Here is a 15535-nt window from a genome sequence, read left to right on the forward strand (position 1 = left end):
GGCCTTAGATCCTGCCCAGCCGGCCGAAGGCCCACTGGAAGATCGACTTCCAGCGCTTGCAGGTCTGGCGCAGCCAGGCCGCCGGCGGCTTGACCGGGTGCCACAGCATGTCCTTGCGGCGGCCGGCGCGCAGCCGGATGTTCATGGTGCCGAAGCTGCCGCTCTTCTCGAAACGGTCGTCCGGCAGGCCGTAGTAGCGCAGGTTGCGGTCCTGTTCGGCCACGTACTTGCCGTTTCCGCCGATGTCCACCACGGACATGCCGGCATGCTTGAGGATGGTGGCCCACATGTTCTCGCTGTGCCCGCTCCAGCCCTCCTGGTAATAGCGGTCGATCGTGTCGAGCGCCTTGCCGTTGATGCGGAAGAAGGTCAGGAATACCAGCGAGCTCTGCGCCGGCGTCATCCCGCCATCGGGCGCGCGCAGCATCGACGCATACGCCCAGTCGTCGTAGCCGTCGGCCAGGTGGGCAGCCAGCAGGTCGCCCTCGCGGCCGGCCAGGCCTGCGAACAGCGTGTAGGGGTCGCCGGAATACTCGACGTCGTCTTCGATCACCCAGTATTCCGCGTAATCCGGCCTGGCCTTGCGGAACAGCAGGGTGAGCAGGTCGCAGTTGCCCGGTATCAGGCGGAACGGCCGGGCCGCGCCCTTGTGGGGGTAGCCGAGAGTGTCGACCGCGTCGGGACCGAACACGTAGTGCTCGACCTCGATCCCTCCCAGCACCACCTTGCGCACCTCCGTGCGTGCGCCCGGCAGGAAGGACACGAGCGCGAATTCACAATGTCGGCCCATCCGCAGAAAAGCCTCGCGGAATCGCAACAGGCGGCGCCTTACCCTGGCCGGGTCAGTGGTCTGAAACAGCAGGATCTGAGATTGCATTTGTACAATAATACACGAGCAAGAGCATCAAGCCTATCGTCCTGGCCAGTCGCGGTACCACTCGTAGAAGCGTGCCAGTCCGGTCTTGAGCGGCGTGGTCGGCGCGAAACCGACCCAGTCCCTGAGCTTGTCGATCGAGGCATGGGTAGCCGGCACGTCGCCGGCCTGCATCGGCAGGAATTCCTTGCGCGCCTCGATGCCGGTGACTTCCTCGATGGTGCGAATGAAGTCCAGCACCCGCACCGGATTGTGGTTGCCGATGTTGAACACGGTATGGGCCGCCTTGCTCTTCTCCGCCGGGGTCGGCTTGAACAGCAGCCGCACCACGCCTTCGACGATATCGTCGATATAGGTGAAGTCACGGGTGAGCAAGCCTTCGGCGAACACCGGGATGGGCTCGCCCTTCATCATCTTCTGGGTGAAGCTGAAATAGGCCATGTCGGGACGGCCCCAGGGACCGTAGACCGTGAAGAAGCGCAGGCCGGTGGCCGGCAGCCCAAACAGGTGGCTGTAGGAATGGGCCATCAGTTCGTTCGACTTCTTGGTGGCCGCGTACAGCGACACCGGTTCGTCGACCTGGTCGTCCTCGCTGAACGGCACCTTGGCGTTGGCGCCGTACACGCTGCTGCTGCTGGCGTACAGCAGGTGCTCCACCTTGTGGTGGCGGCAGGCTTCCAGGATATTCCCGAAACCGACCAGGTTGGACTGCACATAGGCGGCCGGGTTCTCCAGCGAATAGCGCACCCCGGCCTGGGCAGCCAGGTGCACCACCAGGCTCGGGCGCACGCGTTCGAACAGCGCGCGCACCTGCTCCGCATCTGCCAGCTCCACCGTGAGGCACTCGACCCTGCTTGGTGCCAGCAGCGCCGCGACCCGGTCGTGCTTCAGGCGCGGCGTGTAGTAGTCGTTGAAGTTGTCGCAGCCGACCACCTGGTGGCCCATGGCCGCCAGGCGCGCCGCGACGTGGCTGCCGACGAAGCCGGCCGCGCCCGTCACCAGGACACGATGCGTCCCCGTGATCATTGCACCGCCTTTCGGCTGACACGTCCGATGCCTTCATAAGCCAGGCCGGCGTCGGCCACTTCTTCCGGATCATAGATATTGCGGCCGTCGAAGATCGCCTTGGCGCGCAGGGTCTGGGCCAGGGCGCCGAAGTCCGGCGCGCGGAATTCCTTCCATTCGGTGACCAGCACCAGCGCATCGGCGTTGTCGACCGCCGCCATCGCCGAACTGCAGACGGTCAGCAGTTCCTCGACGCGCGAGGCGCCGTGTTCGCGCTGCAGGATGTGCAGCGCTTCCTTGCTCGCCACCGGGTCGTAGGCGCGCACGCGGCAACCCAGCGCGAACAGTTCGCGGATCAGGACCAGGCTCGGCGCTTCGCGCATGTCGTCGGTATTCGGCTTGAACGACAGGCCCCACAGCGCGATGGTCTTGCCGCGCAGGTTGTCGGCGCCGCCGAAGAAGCGGACCATTTTCTTGAACAGGACGTTCTTCTGGGCTTCGTTGACGCGCTCGGTCGCTTCCAGGATGTGCAGGATCTGGTCATGCTCGGCGCCGGTCTTGACCAGGGCCTTGACGTCCTTCGGGAAGCAGGAGCCGCCGTAGCCCATGCCGGCGTACAGGAACTGGGAACCGATGCGCGGGTCCAGGCCCACACCGTGGCGCACCGACTCGATATCCGCGCCCAGTACTTCGGCCAGGTTGGCCAGCTCGTTCATGAAGCTGATGCGGGTGGCCAGCATGGCATTGGCGGCATACTTGGTCAGTTCGGCGCTGCGGACGTCCATCACGACCAGCTTTTCATGGTTGCGGCTGAATGGGGCATACAGCTGGCGCATCCGCTTGGTGGCGGCGGGGTCGTCGCTGCCCACCACGATGCGGTCCGGGCGCATGAAGTCCTCGATCGCCGCGCCTTCCTTCAGGAATTCCGGATTGCTGACCACGGTGAAGGACACGGTGGAGCCACGCTTGTCGAGTTCGGCCTGGATGGCGGCGCGCACCTTGTCGGCGGTACCCACCGGGACAGTGGACTTGTCGACCACCACCAGCGGCTTCTCGATGCGCTGGCCGATGCTGCGCGCGGCGGCCAGGATATGGGTCAGGTCGGCGCTGCCGTCCTCGTCCGGCGGCGTGCCGACCGCCAGGAAGACGACCTCGGCGTGCTGTACCGCTTCGTCGTAGCTGGTCGAGAACAGCAGACGGCCGGCGGCGGCATTGCGCTCGACCATGCTGTCCAGGCCCGGCTCGTGGATCGGAATCACACCATTCTTGAGCGAAGCGATTTTCTGTTCGTTGACATCCAGGCAGAGGACGGTGTTGCCGACGTCGGCGAAACAGGCGCCAGAGACCAGGCCTACGTAGCCAGTTCCAATGATGGTGATCTTCATAGTGTTATCTCGGTAAGCGGGTGATGAAAGCGGGATAGCGGGCAGTTCAGCGGATGGGATCGATGTTGAAAAACAGCGGTCCGGCAGGGCCTGCACGGTCTTCCGGTATGCCCGGAGCCGAGCACGATTGCCTTGCAACAATGCTCACTAGAACTTGAATTATAGTATCATGATTGTCAAATTTTCATGCGTTTGGATTCAACTGTGCTGCCCTCCGGCAAAAAAAATCTGGAATCCACCACACTCGGCTTTCCCTGCCGCGTCGCCGTAGTATCGTTGCCAGCTCAGCGCTTACGGCATGTGAACGGGTGCTGCGTAACCGACCTGTTCAAAGGATTGACCTACCGTGCGTGACGCGCTGATATTCCTGGCTTTCGCCTGCATCATTCCGTTCATCTTCAAGCGGCCGGTGGTCGGCGCCATGGCGTATGCCGTGGTCAGCCTCATGAATCCGCACCGGATGACCCATGGCCCCGCCTACAGCTTCCAGTTTGCGATGCTGCTCTGTGTGATCACCCTGGTCAGCGTCATGCTGTCGCGGGAACAGAAGAAGATCCCGCCCAGTCCCCCGGTCGTCATGCTCGGCCTGTTCTGCCTCTGGATGGTGATCACGTTCATGTTTGCGCAGGATCCGGAACGTGCCCTGGTGGTGGGGGACCGGGTCTACAAGATCATGCTGATGATCTTCATCACCTTTCTTACCGTACGCACCAAGCGCGACGTGCAGGCATTGGCGCTGGTGGTTGCCGTGTCGCTCGGCTTCTGGGGCTTCAAGGGCGGCGTCCACACCATCCTGACGGCAGGACGCAGCAGCGTACTCGGCCCTGCCGACAGTTTCATCAGCGACAACAATACCGTGGCGCTCGCCCTGCTGGTCACGGTGCCGCTGCTGGTCTACCAGATATCGCAGGCGCGCTCGAAACTGGGCAAGTGGTTCGCGATCGGGGTGACGCTGCTGACCGTGGTCGGGACGATCGGCTCGTACTCGCGCGGCGCCCTGGTGGGCTGCGCGGCCATGACCCTGTTCCTGTGGCTGAAGTCGTCGTCGAAACTCAAGACCGGCATCGCGATCGCGGTGGTGGCCCCGGTGATCCTGCTGTCGATGCCGGAAGAGTGGACCGGGCGCATGCAAAGCATCAACAACTACCAGGAAGACCAGTCGGCCCAGGGACGCCTGAATGCCTGGGGCTTCGCGATCAATGTCGCCAACCAGTTCCCGCTCGGCGGCGGACCCGGCATCTTCTCGCCGGAAAGCTTCCTGAAATACGCCCCGGATCCGGAGACCTACCACGTCGCGCACAGCATCTACTTCCAGATGCTGGGCGAGCACGGCTGGTTCGGCCTGCTGTTGTTCCTGGCGATGCACGCCTGCACCTGGCGCACCGCGACGCGGGTCATCCGGCATTGCGCGGACAAACCCGAACTGGACTGGGCGGTGAAGCTGGCGCGGATGTGCCAGGTCAGCCAGATCGGCTACCTGACGGCGGGCGCCTTCCTGACCCTGGCCTACTATGACCTGGCTTACTACATCATGGCGATCGTGGTTACGCTGGACAAGGTGCTGATCCGCTATCCGCAGCCGGACGATACGCCGCCGCTGCGCCTGCCGTTCGGGAAGCGCCGGGCGGCGCCGGCCCGCAGTCCGGCGCTCCAGTAGATATGGTCAGGTAGTCAGGGGCGGCGTTTAGACGAGCACTTCCAGGGCCGGGGGATGGCCCAGGAAGTTGGCCGGGCTGGCGCTGGGACCGTAGGCGCCGGACTGGAACACGACGATCAGGTCGCCTTCTTCGGCGTGGGCCAGGTCGAGCCGGTCGGCCAGGATGTCGAGCGGCGTGCACAGCGGTCCCGTCACCGATGCCGGACCGGTCTGCTCCGGCGTCATGCGGTTGCCCACGGCGACCGGATAGTTCTTGCGGATCACCTGTCCCAGGTTGCCGGAAGCGGCCAGGTGGTGGTGCATGCCGCCGTCGGTCACCAGGAACACTTCCCCGCGCGAGACCTTGCGGTCCAGCACGCGCGCGACATAGATCCCGCATTCGCCCACCAGGTAGCGCCCCAGCTCCAGCGCCAGCCGCGCCTGCGGCAGGCTTGATTGCAGGCGCGGCAGCCAGCTTGCCAGCTGCTCGCCGATGGGCGCGATGTCGAGCCGGGACTCGCCCGGGAAATACGGAATGCCGAAACCACTGCCGATGTTCAGCTGGCGCACCGCGAGCGGGCTTTCTCCCGCCAGGCGCAGCGCCAGTTCCAGGCTTTGCGCTTGCGCCTCGACGATGGCATCGGGGCGCAGGCTCTGCGAGCCGCTGAAGATATGGAAACCCTGGAAGTCCAGGCCCAGGCTTGCTACCTGGCGCAGCAGCGCGGGCGCCTGCTCGGCATCGATGCCGAAAGGCTTGGCGCCGCCGCCCATCTTCATGCCCGAGGATTTCAGTTCGAAGTCCGGGTTGATGCGCAGCGCCACGCGCGGCGTGATCCCGAGAGCGTCGCCCAGGCGCGCCACGCAGGCCAGCTCGCGCGCCGATTCGAGGTTCAGGCAGACCCCGGCCGCGATGCCCTGCATGAGTTCGGCCTCGGTCTTGGCCGGCCCGGCAAAGCTGATGCGGCCTGGCGTCATGCCGGCGTCCAGGGCCGTGCGCAGTTCGTTCGACGAGGCCACGTCGAGCCCGTCGACCAGCCCGGACAGGTGCTGGACCAGGGCCGGCATCGGATTGGCCTTGACCGAATAGTGCAGGCTAACCCCTTCGGGCAGCTGGGCGCGCAGCTCGCGCACTCGTGCCGTGCACAGGGCGCGGTCGTAGGCAAAGAAAGGGGTGCGGCCGACGCGCTGCGCGAGCCGGGTCAGCGGGATGCCGCCGACCTGCAGCACGCCGTCGACGACGGGAAAATGGATCTGGGGCGCGTGGCGCGGTTTGGTGTTGCTCATGTCGTTGTCTAGGCTTCGGTGTGCAGGTTCTGGCGCAGCAGCTTGCGGTCGATCTTGCCGTTCGGGTTGCGCGGCAGGCTGTCGCCTTGCAGTACCACCTGGGCTGGCACCATGTAGGCCGGCAGGCGGCGCCGGCATTCCGCCAGCAGGACCGCCGGATCGAGCGCGGCCGGGTCGGCGACATGCGCCACCAGCGCAATCGCCTGCCCGAGCTGGCCGTCGTCGACGCCGAACACGGCCGCCTCCAGCACCAGCCCGGTGGCCTGCACCACAGTTTCGATCTCGGTCGGGCTGATGCGGTAGCCGGACACCTTGATCATCTCGTCGCTGCGCCCGATGAAATATAAATAGCCTTCGCTGTCGCGGCGCACGGTGTCGCCCGACCAGACCGCCAGTTCCGGCAGCGGCAGGCCCGCTTCCCTGCCGGGAGCCGGCCGGAAGCGTTGGGCGGTGCGTTCCGGGTCGTTCCAGTAGCCCATGGCCACCAGCGCGCCGCGGTGCACCAGTTCGCCCGGCTCGTCGTCGTCGCAGATGCTGCCGTCGGGACGCACCACCAGCACCTCGGCGTTCGGAATCGCCTTGCCCATCGAACCGGGCCGGCGCTCCAGTTCGGACGGCGGCAGGTAGGTCGAGCGGAAGGCTTCGGTGAGCCCGTACATCAGGAAGATCTCGGTGTGCGGCAGGCGCGCGCGCAGGGCCTCGACCGTCACGGGCGGCATGGCGCCGCCCGAATTGGTGATGAAGCGCAGGCTGCAGTCGGCCGGCCAGTCGAGGCGCGCGAGCGCGTTCCACAGCGGCGGCACCGCCGCCAGCCCGGTGATACGCTCGCGCGCCACCATGGCCACGATATCCTTCGGGAACAGGTAGTTCATCAACACCACGCTGGCGCCGCAGCGGAAGGCCGTGGTCAGCTGGCTCAGCCCGTAGTCGAAGCTGAGCGGCAGCACCGACAGGATGCGGTCGCCGGCGCACAGGTCCAGGTAGCTGGCCACGCTGGCGGCGCCGGCAACCAGGTTACGGTGCGACAGCACCACGCCCTTGGGCGCGCCGGTGCTGCCGGAGGTATACAGGATTGCCGCCATATCGGCATCGATGCGGCGCGCCGCCATCGGGTCGAAGCCGCCGGCATCAAGCGCCGTCACGGCGTTCCAGTCCAGGGTGCGCAGCGCGCCGGCCGGGGCCGCGGCGGTATCGGCCAGCAGCACGGTTTCCAGGTCAGGGCAGGCCGCCAGCGCGGGCGCCAGGCTTGCCAAGCGGTCGGCCGTGGTGGCGAGCAGGCGCACGTTGCAGTCGGCCAGGATATAGGCCACCTGTTCCGGCTTGAGCAGCGGATTGACGGGAACGAACACGCAGCCGGCTGCGGCGGCGCCGAACATCGCCGCCACGTTCTCGATGCGCTTCTCCATATAGACGGCCACGCGCGTGCCCGGCGCCAGTCCCTGCTCGCGCAGCAGCACCGCGACCGACGCGACCAGGCCGGCCAGGTCCGCATAGGTACAGCGCCGCGCGCCGTATTCCAGTGCCGCCGCATCGGGCGTGCGCCGGGCGGCCTCGAAAATGGTGTCGTGGATCAGAGTGTTCATCAATGCCTTGTTGTTCCGCCCGGCTGGACGCAGCGGGCAGGCGCCATCTTACCAGTTCACGCCAGGCAAGTCCCGGCCGCCCGGTACGCTATCCTGCGCGTTGCGCGCAGAAACGCATGTTATATTTAATGCATGTCGACAATAGATCACCAGGCGCCCCCGCGCCGTGCATTGCCTTCCGTTCCCGTCCTGTCACCGGCCTCCTTCTTCAAGCGCGGCGGCCAGCCCCTTCCCAGCCTGCTCGATGCAGGTGCGGTGCGCATGGTGACGAGCGGACGCATCGCGATCGGGCTGGCCTTGCGCGAGATGGGGATCCAGCCGGGCGACAAGGTACTGGTGCCCGCGTACCACAGCCCGTCGATGATCCCGCCGGTGCACTGGTGCGGCGCCTCCGTCGTGTTCTACCGGGTACGCCCGGACAGCACGATCGACATCGACGACATTGCCGCGAAACTCGACGGCAGCGTGAAGGCGGTCATGGCGACCCATTTCTTCGGTTTCCCCCAGGACCTGCGCAGCCTGCGCGCCCTGTGCGACGCGCACGGCGCGGGGCTGCTGGAAGACTGCGCGCACGCCTTCTTCGGCCACCATGCCGGCACCCCGGTAGGCAGTACCGGCGACTATGCGATCGGCAGCAGCATGAAGTTCTATCCGATCTACGAAGGCGGCTGCCTGGTGTCGCACCGCCGCCCCCTGAGCTTCCCGCTGCGTTCGGCCGGCCCCGGCTTCGAAGCCAAGGCCGCGCTGGCAGCACTCGAGACGGCCTTCGCCCACGGCCGACTGCAGGGGCTGCGCCTGGCGCTGTCGCTGCCGCTGCGCCTCAAGGGCGCGCTGTGGAACGCGCTCAAGTCGCGCCGGCCGGCAGGCAGCGCCGCCCCGGCGCTGGCCCCGGATTCCTCGGACAGCAGTTTCAACTTCGACCCGCGCTGGGTCGACAAGCGTTCCTCGCTGTTCTCGCGCCTGACCGTACGCTTCGCCTCGCGCGCGCGCATCGTCGCGCTGCGCCGCCGCCACTACCTCCTGCTCCAGCAATCCCTCGACGGGCTCCCCGGCTGCCGGCCGCTGTTCCCAACGCTACCCGAGGGCGCCTGTCCGTGGATCTATCCGCTGCTGGTGGACCAGGCCGACGCGGCGGCGGCCAGCCTGCAGGCGGCCGGCGTGCCGATGGTACGCTTCGGCGCGACGCTGTGGCCCGGCGTCGATGCCGCCACCTGCGCCAACAGCGTGGCGCTGGGTCGCCAGCTGATCGGCTTCCCTTGCCACCAGGAGCTGCGCGCCGCCGAACTCGAGCGGCTGCGCGCAGCCCTGCGGCGCGCACTCGGCGCTACGGCGGCGCTGGCGGCATGAGCTGGACCGTCGTTCCCGCCTCCCAATTCGGCGCCCACCTTCCCCGCTGGCAGGCGCTGCATGCCGACTGCGGCGGCTCGCCCCTGCTGGCGCCCGACTTCCTCGCTGCTGCGCTGGAGACGCTCGGCAGCGGCGACGAGCTGCTGGCCTGGTACGAGGAAGCGGACATCATCCGCGTCATGACCGTCGTGACGCCCGCCGGCTTCGGCCGCTGGAGCACCTTCCAGCCCTCGCAGGCGCCGGTCGGCTTCTGGCTGCAGCGCGACGCCGGCTCCCCGGAACGCTTCGTCCCGGGCCTGCTGCGCGCCCTGCCCGGCGCGGCCATGGTGCTCGGCATCACCCAATGCGATCCGATGCTGCTGCCGCGGCCGGCCGACAGCGCCGGTATGCGCACCCTCGACTACATCGAGACGGCCCGCATCAGCCTGGCGCCTGGATTCGACGCCTACTGGAATGCGCGTGGCAAGAACCTGCGCAGCAACCTCAAAAAACAGCGCAAGCGCCTGCAGCAGGAAGGCTGTGCCACCCGCCTGCAGGTAAGCCGGGCGCCGCACGAGATGGCCGCCGCGGTGATCGATTACGGCATGCTGGAAACGCAGGGCTGGAAAGGCGCCGCCGGCAGCGCGGTGCACGCCGACGACCGGCAGGGCCGGTTTTACCGGGCCATGCTCGAAGCCTTTGCCCGGCGCGGCGCGGCGCGCGTGTACCGTTACTTCATCGGCGAACGGCTGGCGGCCATGGATTTGTGCGTCGAAGGCGGCGGCTGCGTGGTCGTGCTCAAGACAGCCTACGACGAAAGCCTCGGCGGTGCGCTGTCGCCGGCACTCCTGATGCGCGAGGAAGCCTGCCGCGACATTTTTGAAGACGGCCGCTTCGAACGGATCGAGTTCTACGGACGGGTGATGGAATGGCACCTGCGCTGGACCGACGAAATCAGGACCATGTACCACCTGAACAGCTATCGCTGGCCGGTGCTGGCGCGCCTGCATGCGCTGGCGGCACAGCGGCGGCAGCCGGCGCAGGCTGCTGTGCCGGCCGACGCGGGATAAACACCGCGGCGCGAGGCTAGCCCAGCATACGCCGTTGCAGTTCCCTGTTCTCGGGACCGGCATGCATCCCCTGCAGGCCACCGCCTACCATGTCCCGCAATTGCGACAGGCTCGCAAACTGGCCGCCCAGCTCGTCACGGAACCAGATGCAGAAGTCACGCACGGTAGTGATGAATCGCTCCAGGTCGGACGCACTGCGCACGTAAGGGGTATGCCCCACCGCCATCGACGGGCTGTGGTAAGTCAGGGTGAACACTTCGCAGCCGGCGCGGTGCAAGCTGGCCGCGAGACGCCGCATCTCGGCGCCGCTCGCGACTTCGGGACTGAGGCGGATGCGCTCGAGTGCGCGCGAGCGCGCCATGATCCCGCCCAGGCGCGCGCGCAGTGCAAGCGGATGCTGCGCCACTTCGTACAGCTGCGGGCCGAACCTGCGCAACCAGCCGGTATAACCAGTCGTTACCGGCACTTCGAGCAGCGTGCGCTGACCGGCCTCGAAAAAATAAGGATGCTCGTCATGGTCACGGAAGTCGGGACCGCTGTCGTAGGCAAACGAGGTATAGGGCACCACGCTGGTATCGATGGCGTAGCCCAGCGACGCGATCGATTCGGCGGTATGCCGGCCAAGCCCGTAGCGGCCCGCCTTGAAGGCGAGCGGTACGTGGCCGAAGGCGTCGACGATCGCCTCGGTCAGCCTGTGCAGTTTTTCGTATTCGAGTTCGCGCGGCAGGTTGCCGCCATAGGAATTGAAACGGTTGACCTGCTCGACATGCGGCGGCGACACCCAGGGATGCAGGTGGGCGCCGATTTCGCAGCGCCCTTCCTGCATCAGGCGCCGCAGCGTGGCCGCCGAGGCCGGCGCCGTCGTGACCGGCCAGTCGCACATATAAGTTGGCACGATGCCGAGCTGGTCGAACACGCGCTCGTGCATCAGCGGCTGGCCCGCGATCGAGGTGGTACCGACGTTGAGCCGGTCGAAAGACCGGTCCCAGGGGAATTCCTCCTCGGCATCCACGACCACGACCAGCACGGGACGCGTGCCAGGTGCAAGGCGGGCCCGCACGCGCTTGTCGTTTACCGGCATCGGCACCCGTCCTGTTCATGGCCGGCATCACCCGGCAGGCCGATGGACCGTCCCGCGCCCCGGATCCCGGATCCTGCACATGCGTGCAGCACGGAACACCGATCGTTGCGTTCGCTCTCGTATCCGAAAGCATGATAGGGATAGCCTTTACCGGAAGGTGACACGTTGCTCGCCTTATGCTTGAGCGCAGCAGCCCGTGCTGCTCGCCATATTTCCATCTTAACACATTGATGTTGTTGCTTTGCGCGCAACAAGAACAAGACTGGAACGGCAAGTGCAGCCGGCTCTGTCAATCATTCACATTTCACGTTCTGGCGTTCGTTTGCATAAAGCTCAATCATATAATTTTGTTCCTATCTTTTAATATAATGAAACATTTTGTTTTTGTTTCATCAATTATCGATGCAGGCCGAATTTATAATCTGCAGACAGCATGATCACGCTTTGTTTTATTCGCAATTAAATACATTTACGTATATGAATTTAAATGATTTTTAGAAACTTTGATTCAGTTGCGCGACATTTTCTTGTGATTTCCTTACGACTTTTCTGGAATTACTTGACTAAATGTCTTGATCTAGATAGAACAAGCTCCATTTTTTGTTGTTTTAGGGTGGAAACCGCCTAAATATTGAACACGGAATTTAGTGAATCGGGTAAAGTAAAGTTCTCAGAGGAAAGTAAATTCCTCGACGAACATACTTGCCTATAATCATGAGTTCCGAAATGAATGCCCTGAAATCGACCAAAGCAAGCAAGACTGGATATGCAAGCACCAGGATTCTCACTTCTCGCCGTGTCAAGCGCATGAGCGCGCTGCTTTCAGTGGCCCTGCTGGCCGCCTGCGGCGGCGGCGGCGCGGATGAAGCTCCTTCCAGCGGCAGCGTCTCGCTGGCTACCGTCACGACCGGTTACGCACCGAAACCGATCGCCCCGGTGACCGCCACCCCTGTTCCGAGTACCACGGCTCCTGCAACCGTGGTCGGCGCGCGGATCACCGACATCCGCATCCAGAACACCGGCGGCGCCCAGATCAACGTGCCATTCACCTTTGGCCAGGTCATTGCCGCCGGACAGATGGCGAAGACCGAAGGTCTCGCCGGCAAGCTGGCGGACGGCACTGTCATCCCCCTGCAGGCAGACATCAAGGCGACCCATGCCGACGGCTCGGTGCGCCATGTGATCGTTTCCGGCGTCCTGCCCTCGCTGGCGGCAGGCCAGACCCAGACGCTGACCCTGGCAAAGTCGAGTGCTTCCGCCCAAGGTAACGTGACCCTCCAGCAACTGGCGGCCTCGGGCCTGGACAGCAAGGTCACCATCACCCTCGACAATGTCCAGTACACGGCCTCGCTGGCCGATGCGATCGCTGCCGGCAAGCCGATGAACTGGCTGTCGGGTACCGTGGCCAATGAATGGATCATGGCGGCGCCGCTGAAGAACGCCGCCGGTGTCGCCCACCCGCTGCTGAACGCCCGCTTCGACGTGCGCTGGTATGCGGGGCTGTCGAAGAAAGCCCATGTCTCGGTTGCTGTCGAAAACGACAAGACCTTCACGGCCGGTGCCCGCAACCTGACCTATGACGTCAAGATCGACGTCGGCGGCCGTACGGTCTATACCAAGGCTGGCCTCACTCACTATCACCACTCGCGCTGGCGCCAGTCGGCCTGGTGGGATGCGGCAAGCACGCCAACGGTCCACCTGCAGCACAACACCGCTTATCTGCTCGCCACCAAAGCCGTCTCGAATTATGACCAGACGGTCGTTCCATCGGAAAAGGAGCTGGCCCGGTTCGCCACCCAGCTCACTGATGCGAACGTGGGACCGATGAAGATCGGCATGCTCAATCCCTACATGCCGTCAACCGGTGGCCGCAATGACATCGGCCCGCTGCCCGGCTTCTCGGTCATGTACCTGCTGTCGCAAGACAAGCGTGCTAAAGACATCATGCTGGCCGCCGCGGAAGGCTCCGGCAGCTGGTCCATGCACCTGCGCGACGAGAAAACCGGCTATCCGCTGCGCACCGACACCGAAGCGACCAAGCTGGCAACGACCCATATGAACCTGGCGAACCGGGGTCCGCTGCCGGTACCCCGCTGCGCCGATGGAAATAACACCCTATGCCAGACGCCTTACGCGCACGATACCGCGCACCAGCCCTCGCTGGCCTATCTGCCCTACCTGGTGACCGGCGATTACTACTACCTCGAAGAACTCCAGTTCTGGGCGGCAAGCAATCCTCTGGAAACCGACCCGGGCAATTCGGGTAATGGCCAGGGTCTGGTCCGTTGGCAACAATTGCGTGGCCAGGCCTGGTCGCTGCGTACCCTCGGCCATGCAGCCTACGCCACGCCAGATGCTCACCCGCTGAAAGCCTATTTCACCAAACAGCTCGACAACAACCTGAACTATTACCATGCGACCTACGTCGTCGGTAACCCGAACAACCTGGGCGCATATGACGGTTCGGGGGTAGCGGCCTTCCCTGTGACCGCTTCGTCCAACTGGCAGGATGACTTCTTCACCTGGAGCTTCGGTTACCTGGCCGAGCTTGGCTTTGAGAAGGCCATGCCGATCCTGCAGTGGAAGGCAAAGTATCCGGTCGGCCGCATGACCGCGCCAGGATTCTGCTGGGTGCACGCTGCGCCCTACTGGCTGGAGTTCCGCGACAGCATGAGCACCCCGGTGTACTCGAGCTTTGCTCAGATGTTTGCAGCCAACTTTGGCGGCGGCAGCATCCGTACCGACGACGACAGGAGGTACTCCGACCCGCTCGGTACGCGATTCGCCGACCATGAATGCGGCAGCCAGGCGCAGGCAGACTGGCTGACGCGCGCCATCGGGTGGACTTTCCCCAAGGGGCGCATGGTTGGCTATGCGGATTCCGTGAACGGCTATCCTGCCATCCTCCAGAGCGCGCTGGCGGTGTCGGCAACCTCGGGAATTCCGAACGCTGAACAGGCATGGACCACCTTCAACGGACGTACGGCCAAGCCGGACTACAGCACGGCACCGCAATGGGCAATCGTTCCGCGTAAGTAATACTTCCCGTGGTAAAGTAGCCGGGCTCAGGTAAATACCTGAGCCCGGTTTACTTTATGCGCCGCTCCATGGAAAAACATACACAAAAAAAGCCAGGCGTAATCTTCACGATGCGTTACCCGGACGACACTGGCTATGTTTGGAACTACATTGCGAGTGTGCGTGACCGTGCCAGCGCCTATCTGCAGGACAATGCAGTCCCTTACATGGCATTTCCCAAGCTGACCGGTAAGCCCAGCTATCCGCTCCAGCACCTGCGCGCAGTGGAACTCGACTGCTACGACTATTCTCCTGCCGGACGAGAAGCCATTGCACGCTTTATCTGTGACAACAACATCAAGGTAATAGTGTTCATGAGCGCCCTGCCGCAAACAATCGGCATGCGGCTGTTGCGCCGGCTTGGGGTACGCACCGTGAACACCGAGGATGACGGCTTCGACCCCTTGCGCCGCGACCCGCTGGTCAAGCGCGGGCTGAAATTCCTCGTGCGCCGCGTGCTGCGACTCCAGCAGCACGACCTTCATCTGGCAAACTCCCGCTCCCAACAGGCATTCCTGCTGGACTATGCACGCTTACCGCCAGACCGGGTTTGCCTGATGACGAATTCGGTCGATACTGCCCATTTCTGCCCAGGCGACCGCAGCGCAGCGCGCACCCTTACCGGACTCGATCCGGATCGCTTCTGGATTATTGCTGTATCGCAAGCACGACCGGAAAAGCGTGTCGACAAGCTGATCCGCATGATGCAGCGCCTCCTTGAGGCACGGCCCGGAACCTGTCTCGGTTTCGTTTACGTAGGTGACGGACCGATTGCAGCCGAATGGAAAGAACTGGCAGCGGAGCTCGGCGTACAGGACGCCGTTGTCTTCGCCGGCCGCCAGAACGATGTGCTGCCCTACTACCGGTCAGCCAACCTGATGGTACATGCCGCGCATACGGAAAGCTTCGGATTGGCGATCGTGGAAGCCATGGCATGTGGTCTTCCTGTCGTCGCCAGCGCTGCCAGTGGTCCGTGCGAAACGATCGTCGACGACCACACCGGGCAGCTCGTCCCCATACAGGACATGGAAGCGTTCGAGCAAGCCGTCCTGTGCTATATCGACAATGTCGAAATGACAAAAATTCATGGCGAAAATGCACGTGCGCATGTAGTTGCATCATATAATGTCATGCGACACAGTAAGGAATTTGCAAATCACATTGCGCAGTTCCTATGATCGTTCGACCGCATCAGACGGCATGGCAAGCAGCA

Annotated in this window: 11 protein-coding genes; 5 read left to right on the top strand and 6 right to left on the bottom strand. The window is 64.3% G+C overall.

Annotated elements, in window-relative coordinates; genetic code table 11:
- Positions 1-4: 4 nt before the first annotated feature.
- From MA09_RS21535 to MA09_RS21545, 3 genes are all read right to left on the bottom strand, one after another.
- A complete protein-coding gene (locus MA09_RS21535) occupies positions 5-790 on the bottom strand; it encodes a hypothetical protein (protein WP_036253010.1) in 786 nt (261 codons plus the stop codon).
- Positions 791-910: 120 nt separating this feature from the next.
- Positions 911-1900, bottom strand: a complete 990-nt coding sequence (locus MA09_RS21540) for an NAD-dependent epimerase/dehydratase family protein (protein WP_036253012.1) — start codon at positions 1898-1900, stop codon at positions 911-913.
- Positions 1897-3264, bottom strand: coding sequence for a UDP-glucose/GDP-mannose dehydrogenase family protein (locus MA09_RS21545; RefSeq protein ID WP_036253014.1), 1368 nt, complete (start codon positions 3262-3264; stop codon positions 1897-1899). The genes MA09_RS21540 and MA09_RS21545 overlap by 4 nt, the downstream gene beginning before the upstream one ends.
- A 346-nt stretch (positions 3265-3610) precedes the next feature.
- Between MA09_RS21545 and MA09_RS21550 the strand changes: the two genes are divergently transcribed.
- Entirely contained in the window at positions 3611-4921 is a 1311-nt protein-coding gene (locus MA09_RS21550; protein ID WP_051933684.1) for a putative O-glycosylation ligase, exosortase A system-associated, read from the top strand.
- A gap of 27 nt (positions 4922-4948) precedes the next feature.
- Here MA09_RS21550 and MA09_RS21555 read toward each other — a convergent pair whose 3' ends face one another.
- Both MA09_RS21555 and MA09_RS21560 read right to left on the bottom strand, forming a co-directional pair.
- Positions 4949-6184 (bottom strand): pyridoxal-dependent decarboxylase, exosortase A system-associated, encoded by a 1236-nt coding sequence (locus tag MA09_RS21555; RefSeq protein ID WP_036253016.1) that lies wholly within the window; start codon positions 6182-6184, stop codon positions 4949-4951.
- An 8-nt stretch (positions 6185-6192) separates the two neighbouring features.
- Positions 6193-7767, bottom strand: a complete 1575-nt coding sequence (locus tag MA09_RS21560) for an acyl-CoA ligase (AMP-forming), exosortase A system-associated (protein ID WP_036253018.1) — start codon at positions 7765-7767, stop codon at positions 6193-6195.
- 171 nt (positions 7768-7938) lie between these two features.
- Here MA09_RS21560 and MA09_RS21565 point away from each other — a divergent pair, with 171 nt between their 5' ends.
- Both MA09_RS21565 and MA09_RS21570 read left to right on the top strand, forming a co-directional pair.
- Positions 7939-9114: an aminotransferase class I/II-fold pyridoxal phosphate-dependent enzyme gene (locus MA09_RS21565; RefSeq protein ID WP_229440818.1), complete on the top strand. Its 1176-nt coding sequence runs from the start codon at positions 7939-7941 to the stop codon at positions 9112-9114.
- A complete protein-coding gene (locus MA09_RS21570) occupies positions 9111-10163 on the top strand; it encodes a GNAT family N-acetyltransferase (RefSeq protein WP_036253022.1) in 1053 nt (350 codons plus the stop codon). The genes MA09_RS21565 and MA09_RS21570 overlap by 4 nt, the downstream gene beginning before the upstream one ends.
- Positions 10164-10179: 16 nt before the next feature.
- Here MA09_RS21570 and MA09_RS21575 read toward each other — a convergent pair whose 3' ends face one another.
- Positions 10180-11244 carry a polysaccharide deacetylase family protein gene (locus MA09_RS21575; protein ID WP_200883111.1) on the bottom strand — a complete coding sequence of 355 codons (1065 nt, stop codon included), beginning with the start codon at positions 11242-11244 and terminating at the stop codon, positions 10180-10182.
- A gap of 807 nt (positions 11245-12051) precedes the next feature.
- Between MA09_RS21575 and MA09_RS21580 the strand changes: the two genes are divergently transcribed.
- Entirely contained in the window at positions 12052-14283 is a 2232-nt protein-coding gene (locus MA09_RS21580) for a hypothetical protein (RefSeq protein ID WP_051933685.1), read from the top strand.
- A 68-nt stretch (positions 14284-14351) separates the two neighbouring features.
- Positions 14352-15500: a glycosyltransferase family 4 protein gene (locus tag MA09_RS21585; RefSeq protein ID WP_161783246.1), complete on the top strand. Its 1149-nt coding sequence runs from the start codon at positions 14352-14354 to the stop codon at positions 15498-15500.
- Positions 15501-15535: the final 35 nt, after the last annotated feature.

The organism is Massilia sp. BSC265 (assembly GCF_000740675.1).
GTDB lineage: Bacteria > Pseudomonadota > Gammaproteobacteria > Burkholderiales > Burkholderiaceae_D > Telluria.

Coding starts and splice junctions, on each gene's coding strand:
- MA09_RS21560 (WP_036253018.1), bottom strand. CDS start 7,767: ATGAACACTCTGATCCACGACACCATTTTCGAGGCCGCCCGGCGCACG.
- MA09_RS21580 (WP_051933685.1), top strand. CDS start 12,052: ATGAGCGCGCTGCTTTCAGTGGCCCTGCTGGCCGCCTGCGGCGGCGGC.
- MA09_RS21540 (WP_036253012.1), bottom strand. CDS start 1,900: ATGATCACGGGGACGCATCGTGTCCTGGTGACGGGCGCGGCCGGCTTC.
- MA09_RS21545 (WP_036253014.1), bottom strand. CDS start 3,264: ATGAAGATCACCATCATTGGAACTGGCTACGTAGGCCTGGTCTCTGGC.
- MA09_RS21570 (WP_036253022.1), top strand. CDS start 9,111: ATGAGCTGGACCGTCGTTCCCGCCTCCCAATTCGGCGCCCACCTTCCC.
- MA09_RS21585 (WP_161783246.1), top strand. CDS start 14,352: ATGGAAAAACATACACAAAAAAAGCCAGGCGTAATCTTCACGATGCGT.
- MA09_RS21535 (WP_036253010.1), bottom strand. CDS start 790: ATGGGCCGACATTGTGAATTCGCGCTCGTGTCCTTCCTGCCGGGCGCA.
- MA09_RS21575 (WP_200883111.1), bottom strand. CDS start 11,244: ATGCCGGTAAACGACAAGCGCGTGCGGGCCCGCCTTGCACCTGGCACG.
- MA09_RS21555 (WP_036253016.1), bottom strand. CDS start 6,184: ATGAGCAACACCAAACCGCGCCACGCGCCCCAGATCCATTTTCCCGTC.